Annotated in this window: 21 protein-coding genes; 14 read left to right on the top strand and 7 right to left on the bottom strand. The window is 69.8% G+C overall.

The features are described 5' to 3' along the window. Positions 1 to 43: 43 nt before the first annotated feature. Complete coding sequence (locus ACIQU4_RS09565; protein WP_403727672.1) at positions 44 to 784, bottom strand: dienelactone hydrolase family protein; 741 nt, start codon at positions 782 to 784, stop codon at positions 44 to 46. Positions 785 to 933: 149 nt separating this feature from the next. On the opposite strand from ACIQU4_RS09565, the gene ACIQU4_RS09560 reads away from it, so the two are divergent. Together ACIQU4_RS09560 and ACIQU4_RS09555 are read left to right on the top strand one after the other, a co-directional pair. Continuing rightward, entirely contained in the window at positions 934 to 1,812 is an 879-nt protein-coding gene (locus ACIQU4_RS09560; RefSeq protein WP_403727671.1) for a hypothetical protein, read from the top strand. 160 nt (positions 1,813 to 1,972) lie between these two features. After that, positions 1,973 to 2,575, top strand: coding sequence for a dienelactone hydrolase family protein (locus ACIQU4_RS09555; protein WP_403727669.1), 603 nt, complete (start codon positions 1,973 to 1,975; stop codon positions 2,573 to 2,575). A 301-nt stretch (positions 2,576 to 2,876) separates the two neighbouring features. Here ACIQU4_RS09555 and ACIQU4_RS09550 read toward each other — a convergent pair whose 3' ends face one another. Further along, a complete protein-coding gene (locus tag ACIQU4_RS09550) occupies positions 2,877 to 3,068 on the bottom strand; it encodes a hypothetical protein (protein ID WP_403727667.1) in 192 nt (63 codons plus the stop codon). Positions 3,069 to 3,284: 216 nt separating this feature from the next. Between ACIQU4_RS09550 and ACIQU4_RS09545 the strand changes: the two genes are divergently transcribed. Together ACIQU4_RS09545 and ACIQU4_RS09540 are read left to right on the top strand one after the other, a co-directional pair. Then, a complete protein-coding gene (locus ACIQU4_RS09545) occupies positions 3,285 to 5,807 on the top strand; it encodes an NACHT domain-containing protein (RefSeq protein ID WP_403727665.1) in 2,523 nt (840 codons plus the stop codon). Between the two features lie 266 nt (positions 5,808 to 6,073). Then, entirely contained in the window at positions 6,074 to 6,250 is a 177-nt protein-coding gene (locus tag ACIQU4_RS09540) for a hypothetical protein (RefSeq protein WP_403727663.1), read from the top strand. A gap of 252 nt (positions 6,251 to 6,502) precedes the next feature. On the opposite strand, the gene ACIQU4_RS09535 is transcribed toward ACIQU4_RS09540, so the two are convergent. From ACIQU4_RS09535 to ACIQU4_RS09525, 3 genes are read right to left on the bottom strand one after another with little or no spacing between them, the layout of a single operon-like run. Continuing rightward, complete coding sequence (locus ACIQU4_RS09535; protein ID WP_403727662.1) at positions 6,503 to 7,474, bottom strand: NAD(P)-dependent alcohol dehydrogenase; 972 nt, start codon at positions 7,472 to 7,474, stop codon at positions 6,503 to 6,505. After that, a complete protein-coding gene (locus ACIQU4_RS09530) occupies positions 7,471 to 7,704 on the bottom strand; it encodes a helix-turn-helix transcriptional regulator (protein WP_387282644.1) in 234 nt (77 codons plus the stop codon). The genes ACIQU4_RS09535 and ACIQU4_RS09530 overlap by 4 nt, the downstream gene beginning before the upstream one ends. After that, positions 7,698 to 8,129, bottom strand: coding sequence for a hypothetical protein (locus tag ACIQU4_RS09525; RefSeq protein ID WP_403727660.1), 432 nt, complete (start codon positions 8,127 to 8,129; stop codon positions 7,698 to 7,700). The genes ACIQU4_RS09530 and ACIQU4_RS09525 overlap by 7 nt, the downstream gene beginning before the upstream one ends. Before the next feature lie 168 nt (positions 8,130 to 8,297). Here ACIQU4_RS09525 and ACIQU4_RS09520 point away from each other — a divergent pair, with 168 nt between their 5' ends. The 3 genes from ACIQU4_RS09520 to ACIQU4_RS09510 all read left to right on the top strand — a co-directional run bounded on the left by ACIQU4_RS09520 (position 8,298) and on the right by ACIQU4_RS09510 (position 10,792). After that, positions 8,298 to 8,591: a hypothetical protein gene (locus ACIQU4_RS09520; RefSeq protein ID WP_403727659.1), complete on the top strand. Its 294-nt coding sequence runs from the start codon at positions 8,298 to 8,300 to the stop codon at positions 8,589 to 8,591. Between the two features lie 350 nt (positions 8,592 to 8,941). Beyond that, positions 8,942 to 10,312: a diacylglycerol/lipid kinase family protein gene (locus ACIQU4_RS09515; protein ID WP_403727657.1), complete on the top strand. Its 1,371-nt coding sequence runs from the start codon at positions 8,942 to 8,944 to the stop codon at positions 10,310 to 10,312. A gap of 210 nt (positions 10,313 to 10,522) precedes the next feature. After that, positions 10,523 to 10,792 (top strand): amphi-Trp domain-containing protein, encoded by a 270-nt coding sequence (locus ACIQU4_RS09510; RefSeq protein WP_403727655.1) that lies wholly within the window; start codon positions 10,523 to 10,525, stop codon positions 10,790 to 10,792. Between the two features lie 368 nt (positions 10,793 to 11,160). Here the strand turns inward: ACIQU4_RS09510 and ACIQU4_RS09505 are convergent, their stop codons facing one another. Further along, a complete protein-coding gene (locus ACIQU4_RS09505) occupies positions 11,161 to 11,406 on the bottom strand; it encodes a DUF1963 domain-containing protein (RefSeq protein ID WP_403727653.1) in 246 nt (81 codons plus the stop codon). Between ACIQU4_RS09505 and ACIQU4_RS09500 the strand changes: the two genes are divergently transcribed. From ACIQU4_RS09500 to ACIQU4_RS09475, 6 genes are all read left to right on the top strand, one after another. Continuing rightward, positions 11,342 to 11,485, top strand: coding sequence for a hypothetical protein (locus ACIQU4_RS09500; RefSeq protein ID WP_403727651.1), 144 nt, complete (start codon positions 11,342 to 11,344; stop codon positions 11,483 to 11,485). The genes ACIQU4_RS09505 and ACIQU4_RS09500 overlap by 65 nt on opposite strands. Continuing rightward, complete coding sequence (locus ACIQU4_RS09495; RefSeq protein WP_403727757.1) at positions 11,482 to 11,793, top strand: SIMPL domain-containing protein; 312 nt, start codon at positions 11,482 to 11,484, stop codon at positions 11,791 to 11,793. Before ACIQU4_RS09500 ends, ACIQU4_RS09495 begins: the two co-directional genes overlap by 4 nt. A 616-nt stretch (positions 11,794 to 12,409) precedes the next feature. Further along, complete coding sequence (locus tag ACIQU4_RS09490; RefSeq protein WP_403727755.1) at positions 12,410 to 13,885, top strand: xanthine dehydrogenase small subunit; 1,476 nt, start codon at positions 12,410 to 12,412, stop codon at positions 13,883 to 13,885. Continuing rightward, positions 13,882 to 16,281: a xanthine dehydrogenase molybdopterin binding subunit gene (gene xdhB / locus ACIQU4_RS09485; protein WP_403727649.1), complete on the top strand. Its 2,400-nt coding sequence runs from the start codon at positions 13,882 to 13,884 to the stop codon at positions 16,279 to 16,281. Before ACIQU4_RS09490 ends, xdhB begins: the two co-directional genes overlap by 4 nt. A gap of 1 nt (position 16,282) precedes the next feature. Further along, positions 16,283 to 17,173: a xanthine dehydrogenase accessory protein XdhC gene (xdhC, locus tag ACIQU4_RS09480; protein ID WP_403727753.1), complete on the top strand. Its 891-nt coding sequence runs from the start codon at positions 16,283 to 16,285 to the stop codon at positions 17,171 to 17,173. A gap of 376 nt (positions 17,174 to 17,549) precedes the next feature. Further along, positions 17,550 to 18,242, top strand: coding sequence for an N-acetylmuramoyl-L-alanine amidase (locus tag ACIQU4_RS09475; RefSeq protein WP_403727648.1), 693 nt, complete (start codon positions 17,550 to 17,552; stop codon positions 18,240 to 18,242). Positions 18,243 to 18,487: 245 nt separating this feature from the next. Here ACIQU4_RS09475 and ACIQU4_RS09470 read toward each other — a convergent pair whose 3' ends face one another. Next, positions 18,488 to 20,122, bottom strand: coding sequence for a sigma-70 family RNA polymerase sigma factor (locus tag ACIQU4_RS09470; protein WP_403727647.1), 1,635 nt, complete (start codon positions 20,120 to 20,122; stop codon positions 18,488 to 18,490). A gap of 1,175 nt (positions 20,123 to 21,297) precedes the next feature. Here ACIQU4_RS09470 and ACIQU4_RS09465 point away from each other — a divergent pair. Continuing rightward, the gene (locus ACIQU4_RS09465; protein ID WP_403727645.1) at positions 21,298 to 22,122 is read left to right on the top strand and encodes a CAP domain-containing protein; all 825 of its coding nucleotides are present in this window, start codon (positions 21,298 to 21,300) and stop codon (positions 22,120 to 22,122) included. Positions 22,123 to 22,219 lie beyond the last annotated feature (97 nt).

Genomic DNA, 22,219 nt, shown 5'->3' with positions numbered 1-22,219 from the left:
GCCGACATCAGCTACCGTCTGTTGCCGGTCTGACGGCCCGGCCTCACTTCAGATGTCGGGTGAGGAACTGGGCCGCCGCGTCCCCCGCGTGCTGCGGGACGCCGGTGTGCCCGCCGAGATGGGCGTGCAGGGACTTCTCCTTGGAGCCGAAGGCGTCGAACAGGTCCAGGGCCGCCTGCCGGTCGTTCCCTTCATCGTCCCACTGCAGCAGGACGTGCAGTGGAATGGTGACCTGCCGGGCCTCCTCGAGCACGGCGCGAGGCACGAAACTCCCGGCGAACAGAACGGCCGCCGAGATGCGAGGCTCGACCACCGCCAGCCGGACGCCGATGGAGATCACTCCCCCCGAGTACCCGACCGGGCCGCCGATCTCGGGCAGCGAAAGGAGGGCGTCCAGGGCGGCCTGCCATTCGGGGACCGCCTTGTCGACCAGCGGAAGGACGAGGGCGTCGACGATCTCGTCGCTGACCGGCTCGCCGGCCCCCATCGCCCGGCGCAGGTCGGCGCGGGCCTGCTCGGCGGCCGGCCAACGGGGCCTGTCGCCGCTTCCGGGGAGCTCGATGGTGGCCGTGGCGAAGCCCTCCGCCGCGGAGTGCCGGGCCCGGGCCACCAGTCGGGGATACATCTTGCGCAGCCCGAGGGGAGGGTGGCCGAGCAGGATTAGCGGTGCCGGTGCTGATACGGATGCGGATGCGGGTGTCCACAGGATGCCGGGGATGTCACCGAGGGTGAATTCGCGTTCGAGGACGCCGTCGTCGAGGCGTTGCTCGGAAGTGAAATGCATGGTCGTGCCTTTCGGGAGTGCACTGGAACGGCGCTCCCGGACGACCTGCCTATCGCCCGACCGTGACCCCGGAGGGGAGCACCCATGTCGATACTGCGTTCACGGGTACCACCTCCTCGATCTCTCGCACGGCCTCCAGAAACGTAGCAGTGGTCGCCTCGTCCGCCAAACGGGTTTTGCTGTCGTTTCTCATGAACATCGAACACGACGCACCGCCGACGCCTCCCAACGCAGACACAGGTTCGAAGTTCCGCGCGGGCGGCGGCCACCTCCTCTCGGTGACGCAACGCGCGGCTACCGCCTCGCGCCGACGGTTGGGGGACTTCGCCCGTACCGCTTTCGGTGGATCCCGCTACGTGGACGGCCCGGTCGGGGCAGCCTGGACATCGTGGACCGGCCGGCTGGCCGGCCCGATCGCATGCTTCGGGGAGGGGTTGATCATCGTGGACAGGGTGCTCAAGGCGTTGGGGGCGGCGCACGAGGGGTCGGTGGGGGTGTTGCTGGCTGACGACAGTGAGCCGGGCCCGGTCTATTTCGACGTGGGCAGTGGTTCGCATGTGCCGTCGTCGCGGGAGTGGCACGTCTACGACGGCCGGTTCGGCCGGCCCCGGGCCGCGGTCCTGCGGGGCAGTTGCTCGTGCGGCTGGCGGGGGATGGCCGAGTATCCGCTCGACTGGACCGAGCTCCTGAAGCACAAGTCGCTGGTCGAGGCGGACGTCGATCTGTCCGGGCCGATCGCGGACTACGACGCGCACCTGTCGGTCATCCGGGACGCGGCCGTCCAACTTCCTGCGGAACTCACCGAGCTGCTCACCGAACTCGTCCGCCGGCTCGACGGCTTGGCCGTCGACGAGCCGTTGGTCGCATTGAAGGCCTTGGCCGATCTGCGGTACGTCATCGCCAGGTCGGGCCGGGACGCGGCACACGAGCTCGCCGCCTCCGATGTACCGATTGAGGAGGTGGCGGTCGCGCTGGGCACGAGCGAGGCCGCAGCACGCATCTACCTGGGGAGCTACCTCCGCCCCTGACCCCGCCCCACCCATGCCCGGCGGCACACGGAGTGCTCCAGTGCCAGCGCGCCACAGTACTCGGCGCTCTGGACTGCCGTTCTCCGGTGAATAGATCGGTGCGGCCGCCGCAGGACCGCCGTCCGCCTCCCGGAGCCATCTCCGGCCCGTCCTGCGGAAGATGGCCTGCGAACTGGCCGGGCACGGATATTACGTGCTCGTCCCCAATCTCTTCTACCGCCACGGCCCGGCGCCGGTGATCGAGCTTCCCGAGTACATCGGAGAAGAGGTCCGCTCCGCGGTCTTCGCCCAACTGATGCCCCTGATCGAGGCACACACCGCCGACCGTGTACTGAGCGATGCTGACGCCTACCTCAGTTTCCTCACCACCCAGCCCGAGGTCGCCGCTGGACCGGTCGCGGTGACCGGCTACTGCATAGGCGGCCTTCTGGCGATGCGCACCGCCGCGGCCCACCCCGGCCAGGTGGCCGCCGTCGCCGCGTTCCACGGTCCCGTGGGTGCGGACGGGCCCGACGCCCTCGCCGAGATCACCGCCGAGGTCCACTTCGGCCACGCCGAAAGCGACCTGACGCCCGAGGCCCTGGGTGAGCTCAACCAGGCCCTGGACTCCGTGGGTGTCGGCTACACCTCCGAGATCTACCCCGGCACCGTCCACGGGTTCACCATGTCCGACACCGACGCCTTCGACCCCGCCGGACTGAAGCGCCACTGGGACCGCCTGCTCCCCCTCCTCGACCGCACGCTAAGGGTGCCTCGTAAATGATCGGTGAGGGATCGCGAGTCCGATGGTCAGGGCCCGAAGGCGGTCGGCGGTGACCGCGCTGGTGTCGCCCCGGACGGCGTGGTGCAAGGCGACGGTGAGGACGCAGGAGGCACGAGGTCCCGGTGCCTGAGCCCGGCTGGCAGCCGGGTACACAACCGGCCAACTGCACTGGCAGGAACCCTGGTTACCAGTACAGCGTCTGGGAGTACTCCGTCCCGCTGTTCCAGATGATCGGAGCGCCGGCGCTGCTCGTGAACCGGCACCCGCGTCCTCCAAGTTGCGGCGCCGCGCCGATCGACGACTACGGCTTGGTGTCGTCGATGAGCGCGTTGAGCTTGTCGAGAACCCACAGCGCCACGGCGGCGGTTGTGAGCGGACCGATGCTCGGGACGTGGCTTGCGATTGTCTCGGCGACGGTTCCGACGGTGGATCCGGCGGCGACGGCGGCGCCGCACAGGACGGCCTGGCGCAGGGTGAACGGCTTACGGCTCATGGCATCTCCTGGGGACTTGAGGGAACGGACGGCTGATCCGCCGCGGGCTCCAGCCAAGGCGATCTGGCGGCGTTCACGACGAGACACCGAACGCCGCGTCCATGTAACGGCCGTTGACCTGGCCGAACGGACGAAGACCGCACTGTGTTCAGTGAACTGAGTGAACAGCGCGATCGCGGCCGATACGCTGCCCCGCATGGATGCGAGGGTGCTCAAATGACCACACCGGGTGGTCCCCCGGTGGGGTACCACCGCGAACTGCTGAACCTGTTGAAGCGGTTGCGCGAGGAGCGGGGTGATCCGTCGCTACGTACGATCCGGCAGAAGGCGAACGTGTCGCTCGCTCATCTGAGCGGCATCTTCGGCGAAAAGGCTGTCCTGCCCAGCCCGGAGACGGCGCGGGCTGTCGCACGGGCGTTGGGGGCCACCGGCGATCAGCAGACCCATGCGTACAACCACGCCGAGCGTGCGGCTGCGGATCGGTCCCCGACCCGGAGGGGCGGGCAGGGTCGTAAGGCGGTCCTCGTGGACAAGGGCGCCCAGCTGGAGGCGTACCTCGCCGATGTCTGCCGCCACGCGGAGGCTTCGGAGCCCTACGTTGCCCAGTCGGTGGTGAGCTGGCACGACGGGCGGCCTGCCGACCGTTCGACGGCCCGGCCGGCGAGCGCCGCGGTCTTCACCACCGGACCGCTCGTGGTGCTGCTCGGTGATCCCGGTGGCGGCAAGTCCGCGCTTTTACGGCGTCACCAGCTCGACGTCTGCCGCCAGTGGTCGGACGGAGTCCGGTCTGCCGCGCTTCCGGTCCTCGTTCCGGCCACCTCGCTCAGCGAAGCCCCACTCGCGGCGCAGTTCTTCGCCCGCCCGCCGTCGCCCGGCTCTCACTGGCTGGTCCTGCTCGACAGCCTCGACGAGATCACCAACGCACAGGCACGCCGGGAGGTGCTGCGGGATACGGTCCGGTGGGTCGCAGAACGGCGGGAGACCCACCGCCTCGTGGTCGCGACGCGGCACCTGTCCGAGCAGGAGCACAGCGATCTGAGGGAGGCGGCTCCCGTCCATTTCGAGCTTTTGCGGTTCGAGGCGGGTGACGTCCGGGAGCTGGCCGCGGCATGGCTCGGTCCGGATCAAGTCGATGGCCTCATGGCTGCGATCGCCGAGGCACGTCTCGCCGACCTGGTCAAGCTGCCCATGATCGGCGCCATTCTCTGCCAGTTGTACCGGGTCCGTCCCGACCGGCCTCTGGGCAGCACCCGTGGGGAGATCTACGACGCCTTCATCAGCCAGCTGATGGCGACCACGCCGCGCACCGATACCCGGCCGGAGCATCACGCGGGCAGGCAAGGCGACACCGGGGCACCGGCCTGGCGCAGCCCCACGGTGAGGGAACATGTCGTCGCTCTGGGCACTCTGCCGCCCGCGGACCTTGGTACGTTGCTGGCGCGGGTGGCCGCCCGTCGGCGGGAGAGCAGCGCCGTCCGGTCGGTCTTGGACGTACTGCTGGAGGAGGATCTCACGAAGCCGCCCAGCGGAGTGCCGGTGAGGTGGTGGAGAGAGCAGCTCATCGCAAGCTTCCGGCGCAGCGGGGTGCTCCAGCAGCATGGCGAGGAGCTGGAGTTCGCGCATCGCACGTACGAGGAGTTCTTGGCCGCCTGCGCTGTCTGTGATCCGCGCGAGCGCGGCCTGGCGGAGCTGCGGCTCGTCCTCGACAGCCACCGGCGCCGGCAGTGGCCGTGGCGGCCGGCTCCCGGCTACCGCCCCGTGGGCGGTTGGGGCCGTCGGATGTGGGCGGCTGCCGAGGGTGAGAACACGTCCTACCTCGGCTTCCTCATCGACCGGCTCACCGGTGCCGCCGCGGCGGATCTCGACAAGCTGCCGTCATCGGCCGGCATCAGCGGCTGCACGTTCCTCGCCGCCCAAAAACGGCTCGGCACCTACCTCCCGGCCGAGGTGCAGGACCGGGCGGTGGAGAAGCTCAAGCGGCACATCAAGGTCGGTAGCCGGGCCTGGTTCGGGGCCTCGATCGACATCGACGGGGTGAATCAGCTGGATCCGAGCTCTGTGGCGATGGCCGAGGCCCTCGCCGGCCTGGCGATCGACGACTCCCGGGTCGACGCGGCCAGTGCGCTGCTCGCCTTCGCGGAGAGCCGGGCCGAGGGCCTGGCGGCGCTGCGAGAACTGGCCCGCTCGCCGAGGCTGACCAGTGTGCAGGGCCAGGTGGCGGCGGCGACGGCGATGGTCCGCGCCGGCGACGAGAGCGGGCTCGACCTGATCGTGGAGCTGGCGTCCAATCCAGGGCTGGACCACGACACCCGGCTCGGCATCGCATGGCGGCTCATCGATCTTCGCCGGCAACGCGGCCTCGACCTCCTCGTCAGCTGGATCGACGCCCGTGCCGGGGGCGAGTTCTGGTTCAAGGCGGTGCTTGTCGTGGTTGCGGTCGACGAGGCATACGGCATCGCGCGGTTGCAGGCCATCGCCGACGATCCCGCCTGTCCGGCCCTGAAGCGGATCAACGCGGCCTACGTGGTCGCGCTTCACAGCGATCCGCGGGGTGCGGAGGATCTCCTGCGCTTCGCCCGCGACCCTGATCTGGAAGAGCCCTTGCGTGTGGTGGCGGTGCACCTCGTGGCCAAGGTCGGCCATCCGTCAGCAATGGCGGTGCGCGACGAGCTGGCCCAGGACCCGAACCTGACACCCCGGGGCCGGAAGTCCCTACGCCGGCTGCCCTCAGCGGAGTAGCTCTGGACTCGGCCGCGTATGCATCACCGCATCACCGCATCATCGACCACCCCGGCAACCACGACCGCGTCTCGCCCGTGGATACGAAATACGGACGCCGCCCGCAACCGGGCCGCGCTGCTGGACGCCCGCGAGCGCGTGCTGAACGAAGCGGTCCTGAGCGGGCCGCCGCCCCTGGGCCCCGGGGCATCCGCCGACGAGCGGCTGGCCACGTTCCTCAACGCGTACGCGTCGACTACCTGCTGGACCATCTGGCGTTGGTCCGGATGTCCGAGACCGCGACCGCCGGTGCCCGGTACCGGATCGGGGCCTACCGGTTCTGGCAGCGCCATGTGGCGATCCTGCTCGCCGGCACACCCGACCCCGACCACGTCGCCGCACTCCTGCCAGAACTCGGCGAACAGCGGACCGTACCGGCCTGCTCCGCTTCGCCCGCTCGGTGATGTGATGATCCCGTCCTGGTGCGCGCGTGGAGTTTTGCGGGGCCGGGTTCCGCTCCTGGAAGTGGCGTACGGGTTCCACCCGTACCGGAAGTGCGTGCCGGGTTCCCGCGGGTGCCGCATGGACGATGCAGCCGGCTGATCTTCGAGATGTCTCGTCACGAAGGAGGTCGGCACCATGACCGCACCCGACGGTCCGCCCCTTCACGCCCTCGCGCAGGACCAGCTCGCCGCGAGCCGACCCGTGCCGCAGTGTCATGGCAAGATCAGGATCTTTCCCTGGACCTCGCCCCGGTGGAGCTGATCGATGGCCTCCGCCGAACCGGCGAGGGGGCAGGTGCGCCAGATCGCCGGGGTCAGGGTTCCGTCCTCGACGTGCTGCTTGAGCACGTCGAGGTCCGCCTTCAGCTCCGAGGCCATGAACGGCTTGAGGCTGTGGCGCACGAAGGGGTTCAGCAGGGCGGCCCACAGCACCCGGCCCATGCCGCCGAGCCAACGGCCCCCGTTCTCACCGCCGATGATGACGAGGGTCCCGCGCGGGGTCAGGGATCGTCGCAGGTGGGAGAGGGAGCGGTTGCCGGCGGTGTCGAGGATGAGGTCGTAGGACACATCGCCTTCGGCGAAGTCCTCGCGGGTGTAGTCGATGGTCTCGTCCGCGCCGAGGGAGCGCACCAGCTCCGTCTTCGCGGTGCTGCACACTCCGGTGACGTGCGCACCGTAGGCCTTGGCCAGCTGCACCGCGAAGGTGCCGACCCCGCCGGCGGCGCCGATGACGAGGACCCGCTGCCCCGGCCCGACGCGGCCCGTGTCGCGCAGGGCCTGGAGCGCGGTGAGCCCGGAGATGGACAGCGCCGCCGCTTGTTCCAGCGAAAGACCGGCGGGCTTGAGGGCGAGCTTGTCCTGCGAGGCGGTCGCGTACTCGGCGAAGGAACCCTCACAGATCCCGAACACCTCGTCCCCCGGCCGCAGTCCGGTCACGCCGCCCCCGACGGTCTCCACCCGCCCGGCAACCTCACGGCCCCTCACTCGGACGTCGGGTGCGCGCAACCCGTACCCCATCAGCCGCAGCAGATGGGGCTGCCCGCTCATGAGGTGCCAGACCCCGGCGTCCAGAGCGGCCGCCCGGACGGCTATGAGCACCTCGCCGCGGCCCGGCTTCGGCTTCTCTATGTCCCGCAGCTCCAGGACATCGCTGGAGCCGTATCTGTCCTGCACGATCGCCTTCACGGCGCCGCCCCTTCGTCGTCCGAGTACTGGAATACCTGCTCGAGTGGCACCGCGAAGACGCGGGCGATCCTGAACGCCGTTTCGAGGGAGGGCGAATAGCGGCCCTTCTCGATGGCGATGACGGTCTGGCGGGTCACACCGATGCGCTCGGCCAGCGCTGCCTGGGTCATCTCCGCGTGCTCGAAGCGCAGAACGCGGATCCGGTTGGTGATGCCGGTCGGCCTCACCACGACTGGAATCCCCACCGGTAGGCGGCGAGCTTCACGACGGAGGCGAGCACCGCCGAGAGCACGAAGCCCAGGTAGATCACGTTGGAGATCCAGAAGCGGTCCGCCTCCGCCATGGAGAGGGCCAGCGCGGTCACCGCGCCGAGGACGAGGAAGGACTGCCCGGTGTACTCGCCGAGGCGGGCGATCTCCTTGTCGCGCTCGTCCTTGATGTCGGCCTCACCGGGCGAGGAGATCGCGGCGGCGATGTTGAGGGCGATCGACGCCGCGATCGCGCCGCCGACCGTCCACAGCAGCGGCACGACGTACGCGACCTCCGGAAGGGGCACCCCACTCCCGGCCCGGCCCAGTACGACGGCCAGGTAGACCGCGTAGCCGGCGATGGCGACCACCCCCATGATCCACGCGCGCTTCTCCTGGAAGGCCACGTCCGCACCCCGCTCCCATGTAAATAACTTTTGACATGGGGAATGTAAAATTATTCACGCACGATGTCAAGAATTTCATACACCGCCGAACCCGCGGAGAGGCAGCGGAACGCGTCCTGTCACGCGGCCTTCGGTGTGGGGGCGCCTATCCATACGCACGGATGACGCGTGGTGTTCGCCGCCGCCGGGCCGCCGACACCCCGCGACGTCATCGACCGGCTGCCCCACGGCCCGGACACCCGTCTGGCGCGCTCCTGGTGGGGTGGCCGCGACCCTTCCGGGGGCCAGTGGCAGCAACTGGCCATCGCCGGCCTCGCGGGCCGGATCATCGTGCCGGACCGCGGCCGGATCGCCGAGCAGGGCGACTTCGCGTCACGCATCGCCGCCGGGGCTCTTCGCTGTAGACGCGGCCGGCAGTGTCCCTGGACCCACCATCGCCATCGGGACGCTGGTCGTCGTTGATGTCGTTGATGTCGTTGACTCGGTCGGCGCACACCCCGTACCGGTCCTTCGCCAGGCGGCCGCGCCGGGCGACGGCCCAGGTGTGCTTGATCTCGTCCCAGTCGGTCTCGGTGTACGACAGGCGGCATTCGAAGCCGTCCGCTACCCGGAGTCGCCTGAAGGAGGAGAATGACCGGTACGACAACACCCTACGAACCCGTGGCCCGACACGGTGCGCACCTTCGAGGCCCCACCGCGTGACGGGGTTCCGGCGCTGCAGCGGCGCTCGGCTGCAGCTCAGCTCCGTGGACGGCATCCATCCGCAACAGCCGCCCGGCCGGCATGAGGACTTGCCAGAGGACGTGAGGTCGATGTCACTGTCGCACCCTTCCGGCGCACCGGCGCGCGCTCGGCTGTCGGCCCGGCTGGCCTTGGCCTGCGCACTGGGCGCAGTGGCAGCGTTGGTGGCGGCGAGCGGCCCCGGCGGTCTGCTCGTCCTCGTGACCGGGGTGGTCGGCATGGCGCTCACGGCCGTGGGTACGTGGTGGATGCTGGCCCACCACGGGGCGGTGCGGGTGGTCGGGGCGCTGCTCATGGCGGGCGCACCGGTGGCCGTCCTGATCGTCTACGCCCGGGCGGACCTGTGGCCCGCGGCGCTGACCGCCGTCGCGCTGTGGGGAGCCGCCGTGGTGTGCGCGCGGTCGGCGTTGCGCGGGGCGCGACAACCCCAGGGCATGGTGGCGGTCGCCTGCTCCCTCCCCCGGCATCCGGTACTGATCATGAACCCGAAGTCCGGCGGTGGGAAGGTCGGCCGGTTCGGCCTGGTCGAGAAGGCCGAGGCGCTGGGCGCTCGGGTCGTGCTGCTGGACGCGTCGGTCAGGACGGACGTCGCTTCGATCGCCCGTCAGGCGGTGGCAGAAGGCGCGGACCTGCTCGGGGTGGCGGGCGGCGACGGCACTCAGGCCCGGGTGGCCGAGGTGGCGGCCGAGCACGACCTGCCGTTCCTGGTGGTCGCCGCAGGCACCAGGAACCACTTCGCCATGGATCTCGGTCTGGACCGCGAGGACCCGGCCCGGTGCCTTGACGCGCTGGCCGACGGGGAGGAAGTCAAGGTCGACCTGGGCTTCGTGGGCGGCCACACCTTCGTCAACACGGCCTCGTTCGGTGTGTACGCGGAGATCGTGCAGCGCCCGGACTACCGGGATGCCGAGGCACACTCGGCACTGAACGCGATGCCCGACCTCCTGCTCGGATACACCGGTCACACTCTCGACGCGGTGACGGACGAGGCGCGTCTGGAGTCCCAGCAGGCGCTGCTGATCAGCAACAACCCCTACGCCGCCCCCGAACCGATGACCACGGGCCTCCGCAGATCCCGGCTCGACCTCGGAGTTCTCGGTGTCCTCGGGATCCGGGTGAACAACGCCGCCCAGGCCGCCGATATCGCGCTCCGCGGCACCAAGGCGGTCGGCCTCAACGTACTGACCTCCCGCCGGGTTGTCATCGGATCGGACGCGGGGTCCATCCCGGTCGCCGTGGACGGAGAGGCCCTGACCATGCCTGCGCCCGTCACCTGTTCCATCCGCCCGGGCGCATTGCGCGTACTGGTCCCGAGGCGTCGCCCGGGGCCTCCGGCGGCCGGTCCACGCGGGCACTGGCGTGAGGTCGTCACCCTGGCCTTCAACCGGCCACGGCCGGGGCCCGCGGCGGAGGCCCGAGCCGGCGGCGAGCGGGCCTCGTGACTCCCGAGTGCACCACCCCGCACCACCACGAGGCGGCGGACGGAGAACGTCCGGTCCCACCAACAAGGTGCCCGTCGGTCTTGGCCGGCCCGTCGGAGCGGAGCGTTCCGGCTGCCTCCCGCGCCCGGGGATGCCCGACATGCCGCGCCGCGTCACAATGAGCCTTACCTGCTGTGCCCGCCCGCTGTTCGCAGCGGATTGGAGACATCCGTGAAGGACCTCAAGTTTGAGCAGAAGAGCTCCCTGTCACGCCTTGAGGCCGCCGATCAGCTCTCCGCGCTCGCGGAGGCGCTGAGGCACGGCGGCAATGCCCAGGTGGAACTCGGCCCCGGGACCCTGAGCCTGCGGGTTCCCGACGAACTCCGCACCGAGATCGAGGTCGAAGTCGGCGACGGGCAGATCGAGCTGGAGATCGAACTCAAGTGGCCCACCGCGCAGACCGGGGCCACGTCATCGCGGACAGCGGCCGACAAGGAGTAGGGGCTCGGCCGGCCACCCGCAGAACAACCGGCGACAGGTTTCCGGGGGTCTCTGACGTTCCGGACGGACCAGGCCACCGGACGGGCTGCGGCCGCACATCAGGTTCGAACCCGTCGGGGCCATGCCCGTCATGTGGAGCCGCAGCGAATGGTGATCGCCGACCTGCGGAGGAGGTGCATCCCTGGACCATCAGGACGGATGCTTGACCTGGTCGATGAAACCCGTAATGCCGGCCGCGTCGATTTGCGACCCGACGGCGGCGACTGCCGTGACGACGACGTTGACCTGTTGGTGGTTCACCAGTGTCATCAGGGTTCTCCAAGGATCCGCATGAAGATCTGCTCTTGGCCTGGCCGACGTGGTGCTGATCAGCTGCACTGCCAGGTGAACATGGCTCGGTCAAAGCGGCACTCAGCCAGGTCCTGTGGGCGGATGAGCCAGTACAGAACGCCGGCATCGCCCCACATCATGTCGGCAGCATCGTCAGTGTCGAACGCCCCCTGGGGCATATCCGTGTTCGGTGCGGCGAGCGTGGATGCCGCGCCCGATGTGGCCCGGCTTCGCGTGGCGGTCAAGCAGACGAGGCAGAAGGCGAGCGAGGCGTTCGAGGTCACACGGGGCAGTGTCAACCAGGTCCGGGAGGTTCTGCGCGGCCACGGGGTCCCGGACACGGCTGTGTCCCGTCGCGTCTGAATCTGGAGTCCTCATGGAACTTCGGCAATGAGCGCAAGTTCCTCGGCTACGAGTGCACGGCCGCGTTTGTGATCGAGCTGCGTGAGCTGGACATCCTGGAGACGGTGCTCGTCGATGCTGTCGAGGCCGGCGCGAACCAGGTTGCAGGTGTCGAGTTCAATGTGAGCACGAAGAAGGAGCTGCGAGCCCGGGCGCGCACGGCCGCCGTCGCTGCCGCACGTGAGAAGGCTGCTCTGTATGCGGAGGCCGGCGGTGTCCGACTCGGTCCCGTCATCCACATCCGGGCACCGCGTTGTTTGTCTGCATAGGAGCAAGAGGGCTGCCCCGGGCGCAGCAGCCAATCGATTGTCAGCGGATCTGGACGCTGACACACGTGAAAGAGGTGGTCTGGAGCAGCTCGGGCGTGATGGCGACACCGGCTCCAACGATGTGCGGCAGCAGCGACGCTGAACCACTGGATCCGGTACCCGGCCCCGGGTGGAGGTCAGTGAACCAACGGATCAGGTCTGGACACCACTGGTTTCGCGTACGAATATCCGCCGCACGAAGTGGTCTGTGTTCGTGGAATCGACCTACATCCGCTTGACCGATGAACCTGCGGCAACGTAGCTTCGACCGCACCGACTCGCGAGCTACTGGTGGAAGGAGGCGAAGCCGGATGTCGACCATCTCCGAACTGCTTCGCCTCGCACACCAGATCGCCTGGGCTCCCGGTCGTGTCGCACACGGCTGCTGAGCAGCCCCCTTCCCGGCGTGCCCGATTGCGGCCCCGGCACCTTCCCATCTCTGTCAGCATCTACGGCACGTCGTTGCGTGCCGATTTGTCGCGCTCGGGGTTATCGAGCTGCGACCACCGGAAGAGAAAGCTCCTGAAATGGCGACTTGGACAGTCACATCGACCGCGCGCCGAAATGCGAGTGCGCCGTGGTAGCGGCACGGATCACGGTCAACGGGAAAGAAACACCGATTTCACCGGCTGCACCCCACACCACAGTGCTCGATTTTCTTCGCGAGCGTGGCCTCACCGGCACCAAGGAGGGCTGCGCCGAGGGTGAATGCGGCGCCTGTTCAGTCCTGGTGGCCCGTCCCGGGGTGAACAAGCCCACTGACTGGGTGGCGGTCAACGCCTGCCTGGTCCCGGTCGCGGCGCTCGACGGTCAGGAGGTCATCACCTCCGAAGGTCTCGCCACCGCCGGCGAGTCCGGCATGCCGGTCGCGTTGCACCCTGTGCAGGAGGAGATGGCCGTCCGCGGTGGTTCCCAATGTGGTTACTGCACACCGGGATTCATCTGCAGCATGGCCTCCGAGTACTACCGGCCCGACCGCTGCGCCCACCCGGACTCGGCCGGCGGCACCGGCACCGGGACCGGCACCGAGCACGGTCCGAACGGTTTCGATCTGCACGCGCTGAGCGGAAACCTGTGCCGCTGCACCGGCTACCGCCCGATTCGCGATGCCGCGTTCGCCGTCGGTACGCCCACCAGGAACGACCCCCTGGCGCAGCGTCGCGAGCAGTCCCCGCCCGAACCGGCCCCCACCGAATACACCCGGGACGACAGCGCGTTCCTGCGGCCGAGCACCCTGTCCGATGCGCTGCGGCTACTGCGCGAGCGAACCGACGCGGTGGTCGTCGCAGGAAGCACCGACTGGGGTGTGGAGGTGAACATCCGTTCCCGCCGGGCGAATTGCGTGATCGCGGTCGATCGTCTGCCCGAACTGCGGGAGATGAGAGTCGAATCCGACCACATCGTGATCGGGGCGGCGCAGACGCTCACAGAGATCGAACGCCGCCTCGACGGCAGCATCCCGCTGCTGGCAGAGCTGTTCCCGCAGTTCGCATCCCGGCTCATCCGCAACAGTGCCACCCTCGGCGGCAATCTGGGTACCGGGTCCCCCATCGGTGACAGCCCGCCGGTGCTGCTCGCGCTGGAGGCATCGGTGGTGCTCGCGGACGCCGACGGTGAGCGCGAGGTCCCCCTCTCCGACTATTTCACCGGCTACCGGCAGAGCGTGCGCCGTCCCGGCGAGCTGATCCGCGCGGTGCGCATCCCGCTGCCGCTGTCGCCCGTCGCGGCCTTCCACAAGATCGCCAAACGTCGCTTCGACGACATCTCCAGCGTGGCGGTCGCTTTCGCGCTCGACATCGAGGACGGGATCGTGCGCAAGGCACGCATCGGCCTGGGCGGCGTGGCCGCCACCCCGATCCGAGCCCTCGCCACCGAGGCGGCCCTGGAGGGCAAGCCGTGGGCGGCGGAGACCGTCGAGGCCGCGTCCCAGGTACTGCAGGCCCAGGGCACGCCCATGGACGATCACCGCGCCAGCGCCGGATACCGCTCCGCGATGCTCGGTCAGAGCCTGCTGAAGCTGTACGCGCAAACCACCGAGGCGGTGTCGTCATGAGTCATCTGTCCGAGCGCCCCGAAATGCCCGTCGTCGGCGTTTCGATGCCACACGAGAGCGCCAGCCTGCACGTCACCGGCGCCGCGCTCTACACCGACGACCTGGTCCATCGCACCAAGGACGTACTGCACGCCTACCCGGTCCAGGTCATGAAGGCCCACGGCAGGATCACCGCGCTGCGCACCGAGCCCGCGCTCGCCGTGCCCGGTGTGGTCCGCGTGCTGACCGGTGCCGACGTACCCGGCGTCAACGATGCCGGTATGAAGCACGACGAACCACTGTTCCCCGACGAGGTCATGTTCCACGGCCACGCCGTCGCCTGGGTGCTCGCCGAGACCCTGGAGGCGGGCCGGCTCGGTGCGGCGGCCGTCGAGGTGGAACTCGACGAACAGCCCTCCGTGATCACGTTGCGGGAAGCGATCGCGGCGAACAGTTTCCACGGCGCCCGGCCCGTGATGCTGACCGGCGACGTCGATGCCGGATTCGACGACTCCGCGCACGTGTTCACCGGCGAGTTCCAGTTCTCCGATCAGGAACACTTCTATCTCGAGACGCACGCGGCGCTGGCCCATGTCGACGAGGGCGGGCAGATGTTCGTCCAGAGCAGCACCCAGCATCCCTCGGAGACGCAGGAGATCGTCGCGCACGTGCTCGGCCTGCACAGCCACGAGGTGACCGTGCAGTGCCTGCGGATGGGCGGCGGCTTCGGCGGCAAGGAGATGCAGCCGCACGGGTTCGCGGCCGTCGCCGCGCTCGGCGCCAGGCTCACCGGACGGCCGGTTCGGGTACGGCTCAACCGGACCCAGGATCTGACCATGTCCGGCAAGCGCCACGGCTTCCACGCCACGTGGAAGATCGGCTTCGACGCCGAGGGCCGCATCCAGGCCCTGGACGCCACCTTGACCGCGGACGGCGGCTGGAGCCTGGACCTGTCCGAGCCCGTGGTGGCCCGCGCGCTGTGCCATATCGACAACACCTACTGGATTCCCCACGCGCGCATCGCCGGTCGCATCGCCAAGACCAACAAGGTCTCCAACACCGCCTTCCGCGGCTTCGGCGGACCGCAGGGCATGCTGGTGATCGAGGACATCATGGGCCGGTGCGCTCCGCTGCTCGGCCTGGATCCGATGGAGTTGCGCGAGCGCAACTTCTACCGGCAGGGCCAATCGACGCCGTACGGACAGCCGGTCCTCCACCCCGAACGGATCTCCACCGTCTGGCAGCAGGTACGGAACGACGCGGGCATCGCCGATCGCAAGCGCGAGATCGCGGCCTTCAATGCCGCGCACCCGAACACCAAGCGGGCGCTCGCGATCACCGGGATCAAGTTCGGCATCTCGTTCAACCTCACCGCCTTCAACCAGGCCGGCGCCCTGGTGCTGATCTACAAGGACGGCTCGGTCCTGATCAACCACGGCGGCACCGAGATGGGGCAGGGCCTGCACACCAAGATGCTGCAGGTGGCCGCGACCACACTGGGCATTCCGCTGCACAAGGTGCGGCTGGCCCCGACGCGAACCGACAAGGTGCCCAACACCTCCGCAACCGCCGCCAGTGCCGGGGCGGACCTCAACGGTGCGGCGGTCAAGAACGCCTGCGAGCAGTTGCGCGGGCGGCTGCTGCAGGTGGCCGGAACACAACTGGGTGCGAACGCCTCGGACGTGCGCATCGTCGAGGGCGTCGCACGCGTCCTCGGCAACGACAAGACACTGGCCTGGGACGACCTGGTGCGCACCGCGTACTTCCAGCGGGTCCAGTTGTCGGCGGCCGGTTTCTACCGGACCGAGGGCCTGCACTGGGATGCGAAGACGTTCCAGGGCTCGCCGTTCAAGTACTTCTCCTACGGCGCCGCCGCGACCGAGGTGGAGGTGGACGGCTTCACCGGCGCGTACCGGATCCGGCGGGTGGACATCGTGCACGACGTCGGCGACAGCCTCTCCCCGATGATCGACATCGGTCAGGTCGAGGGCGGTTTCGTGCAGGGCGCGGGCTGGCTCACGCTCGAGGACCTGCGGTGGGACGCCGGCGACGGGCCCAACCGCGGTCGGCTGCTGACCCAGGCCGCGAGCACCTACAAGCTGCCGAGCTTCTCGGAGATGCCCGAGGAGTTCAACGTCAGGCTGCTGGAGAACGCCACCGAGGAGGGTGCGGTGTACGGGTCCAAGGCGGTGGGTGAGCCTCCGCTGATGCTGGCCTTCTCGGTACGAGAAGCGCTGCGGCAGGCGGCCGGGGAGTTCGGGCCGTCCGGAATCAGCGTGGAGCTCGCCTCCCCCGCGACACCGGAGGCGGTGTACTGGGCGATCGAAGCAGCCCGCAAGGGGGGCGTGCGGCACGACGGTCGCGCCCCCGACGGCAGCGAGGTCCCCGCCGACGCAAGCGCTTTGAGCAATGCCTGACATGGACTGGGTGGCCGCGGTCGCGCGGTTGCGGGCACGCCGGGAACCCGGCGTGCTCGTGACCGTCGCGACCGTGCGCGGCCACGCACCCCGCCGGGCCGGTGCCAAACTCGTGGTGGGACGGACCGAAACCTGGGGTTCGATCGGCGGCGGCAACATCGAGGCCGTGGCCATCGATCGGGCGCGCGAGCTGAACGGCGCGGCCGGTCCGGGGTCGGAGCCGGGGCCGGGGCCGGAGCCGGAGCTGATGGAATTCGCCCTCAACGACAAGGTCACCGGCCGGCACGGCGTGCAGTGCTGCGGCGGAGCCGTCACCGTACTGCTCGAACCGCTGCCGGTGGTCCAAGCGGTGGCGGTCTTCGGCGTCGGGCACGTCGGACTGGAACTGGCACGCATCCTGGCCCGCCACCACCTCGACCTGCACCTGATCGACACCCGCCCCGACATGCTCACTCGCGAACGACTGGGTGTGCTCGCGGATGCGGTGGCGCAGATCCATGTACACCACACCCCACTGCTTCCGGAGGAGGTGCTCACGGAGCTACCACCCGGCACCCATGTCATGATCATGACCCACGATCACGCCGAGGACGCCGCACTGTGCGACGCCGCCCTGCGCACCGCCGGTCTCGGCTCGATCGGATTGATCGGTTCGTCCGCCAAATGGGCGCGGTTCCGGCAGCGCCTGGCCACCGAGGGCGGCCACGACGCCGCCGCCATCGACCGGATCAAGACCCCGATCGGAATCGCCGAGATCACCGGCAAGGAACCCGCCACGATCGCGGTGAGCGTCGCGGCAGACCTGCTCCGGTCCTTCGAACAGGACCGCCACCGGGCAGTGCCGAACCCGGTTGCCGCAGTGGCGTACGCTCCGGTCGCCGGCAGCGCGTGAGACAGCACGGACGGGGGCACCCGGGCGACCCGTGCCAGGCCCGGAGTTGAGGGCGCCGCCCCAGGACGAGGTTCTCCTCCGTACCGAAGCTCGCGCTCCGACGTACCGAAGGCTCGCTGAGGCCGCACGTCGGGCGGAGCGCACACCCGTTGGGCTGTCACGAAACGGTCATCATCCGGTCCCATTCCGACATTAAAGGTCGGCAAGTATTCCGGTGGAGAACGTTCAGCCCAGCAAAGGATCTACCGATGCCCCGTTCCCGACGGGCCAGGGTCAGGGAGCCGAACCGGCCTGCCGGCCCGTACCGACCGGCGATCGCATCCGGGCGTCGCGGCGGGACCTCCGCTCCCTGCCCTGTACGTCCGGAGCCGCGCGCGTGACCCACCGCAAACCGAAGCCGCGACTGGTGTCGCGCCGCACCGCCATCGCCTGTACCGGCGGCGGACTCATCGCCGCCGCTCTCGGCGTCGTCGTCGATGTCGACGTCAGCAGGGACCCCGGGCCCGGCCGAGCGGAAACGCAGGACGAGGGTGGAGCGGGGCCACCCGCGCAAACGACTCCCGAACAGGGGCAGGCGTGGATGCCGGACGTCACCCACAAACCGCTGACGGTGAACTTCACTCCGGGCGGGATCAGGGAGATGCGGGGTCTGGTCCTGCATGTGCAGGAGGGTGAGAACTCGCTCCACGATCGCTTCAGCGACCCGGCAGTGGAGTGTTCCTCGCACTTCTGGGTGTCGCAGTCCGGCGAGATCGAACAGTACGTCTCCGCGCACGACCGCGCCTGGGCGCAGGGCGCCGGGAACCCCTCGTGGCTCTCGGTGGAGACCTCCGGATTCGCGAGCCGGCCGCTCACCGTGCAGCAGGTGGACGCCGTCGCCCGGATCTACGCCTGGGGTATGGCGCAGCACGGGTGGCCCCTCGAACCCGCCTCCACACCACTGGGCCAGGGGTTCGGCATCCACAGCATGGGCGGCCAGGACTGGGGCGGCCACGCATGCCCCGGCCCCCTCCGGTCCGCCCAGACGGGGGCGATACTCAGCACGGTCCGGGTCAGGCACGCCCGGTAGGCGTAGCAGTGTTGGCGGCGGTCCGAGCCGACCGTGGAGCGACGCTCCCGGTGCTGTGACCGGGAAGGTTCGCCGGAGGGCCCGGCGCGGGTGTCCGCGCCGGGCCCTCCGGCGAGTGGGCCGAGTGCCTCTTCGCCAGGTGCAGTTGCACGGGCCGGATCATGCGTGGGTGCTCCGCGAAGAGCTCGCCGGCGTGCACAGCCCCCGAAGAATGGGGGGTGCGCCCCACCGGCTCGCCCGTGCGCTCATCCCAGGGTGAAGAGGAAATTGACGGAGTTGTAGTAGTTGGGCAGCTGCACCAGGGCCGAACCCTGGCGCGGAGGATCGGCCTTCGGCCAGTTCCGCGGGCCCAGCAGGTGGTCGGCGTAGTCGCTCTTCGGGACCCGTGGGACGAACCAGAGCCGGAAGGCGCCGGACCGTCCGACCTGTTCGGACCTCCAGAGCTGCGTCTCACGGCCGGTGCCGGAGCGGCAGGTGCGAAGGGTGACGTCGACGACGTTTCCGCCGGAGGTGGTTCCGTCGAGGCAGGTACCGGTGCCCGCGTTCCGCAACTGGTACGTGTCCCGGCCGGCCGGCAGGCGCTGCCAGCCCTGGGATGCGTCGCCGGTGCACGGCTGGAGCTGCAGCGGCCCCTCGGAACCGCTGCCGGCGAAGCCGACGCACAGCCCCGAGCTGGTGTTGACCAACTGCATGCCGGTGGGGGCGGGGGTCGGCGAGGGCGACGCGGAGGAAGGCGCGGGAGCGACGGGAGCCGACGGGGCGGCGACGGCCGACATGGCGGCGCCGATGGACACGATCGGTGGCGCCGAGTCCGTCGGGGAGGGAAGGAGGTACGGGTTCGGCTCCTGGATCGGGCCGGGGCTCGGGCTCGCGACCGTGGGCGTCGGTGCGGCACGCTCGGGCCGCTCCTCGGCCGGAAGCAGGACGAACGCGGTCATCGTCGTGCCCGCGACGGCCGCCGCCGCGGTCCACTTCCCCGCACCGAACCGCGCTGCGGCCAGCTTGAGCCCCATCAACTTGCCCGCTGCCAGGTGGTGGGCGCCGTGTACGCCGGCGGAGAGCGCGGAGGAGCCGGGATGCCACAGCAGGATTCCGGCCGGCAGCAGCGCTCCCAGTCGGCTGTTGACGGCTCGCAGATCGCGCTCGGCCCGTCCGCAGTCGTCGCACGCCCGCAGGTGCCGTCCCAGGTCCCGGGTGACGCGCTTGCCCGGTCGGCGGAGCGCGGCGGCGAGCATGCCGCCGTAGTGCCGGCACTCGTCACTCGCACTCTGGTCCAGGTGGGCGCGCAGGTACGCCTCGCGCAGGCCTTCCCGGGCGCGCGCCGCCAGGGAACCGACTCCGCCCGCCGAAATCCCGAGGCGCCGGGCGGTCTCTGCCGCGGGCTCGTGTTCGACGACCACGTGCCACAACACGGCCTGCCAGCGCTCCGGCAACGACCGGTACGCCCGCAGGACCAGCGAGCCCTCCTCCGCCAACAGGGCGGCGCCCTCGACGTCCTGACCGTCGGACAGGCCGGCGGCCCACGTGTCGAAGTCGTCCGACAGCTGTGTGCGGGCACCGCGGCGTGCCCATTCGGTTGCCAACCGGCGCACGCAGGTCAGCAGGTACGGCCGCCACGCGTACTCGGGGCCGGCCCCCCAGGCGACCGCCCGGTAGGTGCGGGCGAAGGCCTCGGCCGCGAGGTCACTGGCGGTGGCCAGGTCGCGGCAGCAGGTGCGGGCGTAGGCGAGTACGGCGTTGTGGTGACGGGCGAACACCTCGCCCATCACGTCGCTGACATCGGCACCGGGCGCCGAGTCGCGCTCGCGGAGCAGCGCGCACAGTTGTGCCTCGCTGAGGTCGTGGAGGTCCTGCTGGCGGGCAGTTCCCGATGTGCTCAACCTTGCTCCCGTTGACTTGCTGATGGCCGGCACGGCGAATGCCAGGCAGGTGGGCAGTGGGGTGCGACGCTGCGCCCGGCCGGAATTCGCGCAAGTGTGCACGTTCTGAGGGCCCGTGAGCAACCAGACTCCCCCGGCGCTGTCCGGCTGACACGACTTCAGCAAAAGCCTGGCAAAGTCGCGGGACCGTGCCGCGGCCACGCCGTCTCCCACGTACCAACCACAGGCCAGGAGGCGCGAGTGCGGTACCGCGGGAACCGTCCATTCCGCTCGACCCCGACCCGGCCCGGGTGCTGGTGGCCGAGCCGGGCCGGAACCTGTCCTCGATGAGCGGCATCCTGGCCGACACCGACTACCGTCCGAGGTCACCCGCCGCCACCCGCAGCGTCCAGGGACTGCCTCCGCGTCGAACGCGGAACGCTAATGCACTGGAGGATAGTAGGGCTCTGGTTGCGGCTGGCTTTGGCAGGAGTTGCGGTCCCACTCGCGTTGATGGCTCCTGTCGTAACCAGACTTGTAGCCGCGTTCCCGGGCACGCTGCGCCTCGCTGGGATTGGGCCACCACAACGGATAGTTCTTCTGGCGGCACTGTCGGCCGTCCTCTGCCCCACGGGCTTCGCCCTGCCTGAGTCCCGCGCAGTAGGCTTGGGCGGTTTGATTCGTGGAGAGACGTCCTGTGCTGTAGTCCCAGACTGTGCCGTCCAGTCTGCACAGTGTCGTAATCCGTGCCAGGGGTACCTGGCCGGGCGGGGGTTTCGCTGCGGCAGCGCCCGGCGCGAGGGCAAGTGCAGCCGAGAGCGTAAGACCTGTTACGGCAAGTAGCGGTGAGTGTCGCACGGCTCTCCTCCGTTACATCTACATCCTTTTATGGGCTGCCATATCCAGTGCACTCCTGCAGGTAAGGCCTCGCCACTTGGCTTCAGGCAGGGATTCGGCGGTAGCACACGTGCGCCCTTTGCCGCAGGTCGGGGCGATTGCCCGGATTGCCCCTGCGCCGATCCTGCGGGCTTCCTTAAGGGAAGTTGAAGAACCCCTCCAGATCGCTCTTTTCGCTGGTCACCAGCCTAGGCTCGGACGGAATCCGCTCCTCCCCTGCCTTGTGAGGTGTTACCGGCATGAGCCCCAGCCGTACTCCCGGACGTCCGTCCCGCGTCGAAGCACGACGGAGGAAGACGGTGCGCACGCGCATCGTGCTGTCCGTCACCGCAGCCGCCGCGGCGGTGGCGGTCGGCGTCGCGGTGGCCGACTCGGACGGTGCTGCGCGCGGGGGCGGGCACACCGATGGCGCCGCGGGACCGTTGTCCGCGAAGGCGAGTACCGGCGCCGGAACGGCCGCCCCCACCCCTCCCGCCCCCACCGGCGAGGCCTCGGCCACGACGAGCCCGAGTCCGTCCGGGACGCCCGGAGCCGACGCCTCGGGGTCCGCCACTCCCGCGCAGCCCTCGGCGGCGGAGAGCAGCACTGCGGCCAAGTCGGCATCGGCCCAGAACGACAAGCCCACGCGCAAGCCAGCGACCACGGGCGGCGGCTCCGGGGGGTCCGGCGGCTCGGGGGGCGCCGGTGGCTCCGGTGGCTCCGGTGGCTCCGGTGGCTCCGGTGGCTCCGGCACGGTCGACAAGGACAGCGAGTCGGCGGTCCTCGCCCTGGTCAACAAGGAGCGGGCCGCCGCCGGGTGCGGCCCGCTGACCTCGAACGGCAAGCTGAGCGCAGCCGCACGGGCCTACAGCGACACCATGGCCCGCAGCGGCATCATGTCCCACACCGGGCCCGACGGGTCCACCATGACCAGCCGGGTGGAAGCCGCCGGTTACTCCTGGTCCAACCTGGGCGAGAACATTGCCCGCGGCCAGGCCGACGCCGACGCGGTGATGAACGCGTGGATGAACAGCTCCGGCCACCGGGCCAACATCCTCAACTGCGCCTTCAAGGAGATCGGCATAGGCGTGCACAAGGGCGACGGCGGCCCGTGGTGGACGCAGGACTTCGGCGCCTCCAGGTAGCCCGCCCACCGAACGCCCCCACGTCCTCCGACCCGTCCACGGGTACGGAGGACGTCGGCGTTCGCCGGCCCGGCCGCCCGTACCGGCCCTGCGGAAC

The organism is Streptomyces sp. NPDC090741, assembly GCF_044769045.1.
Classification (GTDB): Bacteria; Actinomycetota; Actinomycetes; order Streptomycetales; family Streptomycetaceae; genus Streptomyces.
The sequence above is the reverse complement of the archived record's forward strand: the minus strand, read 5'-3'. Positions and strand labels throughout refer to the sequence as shown.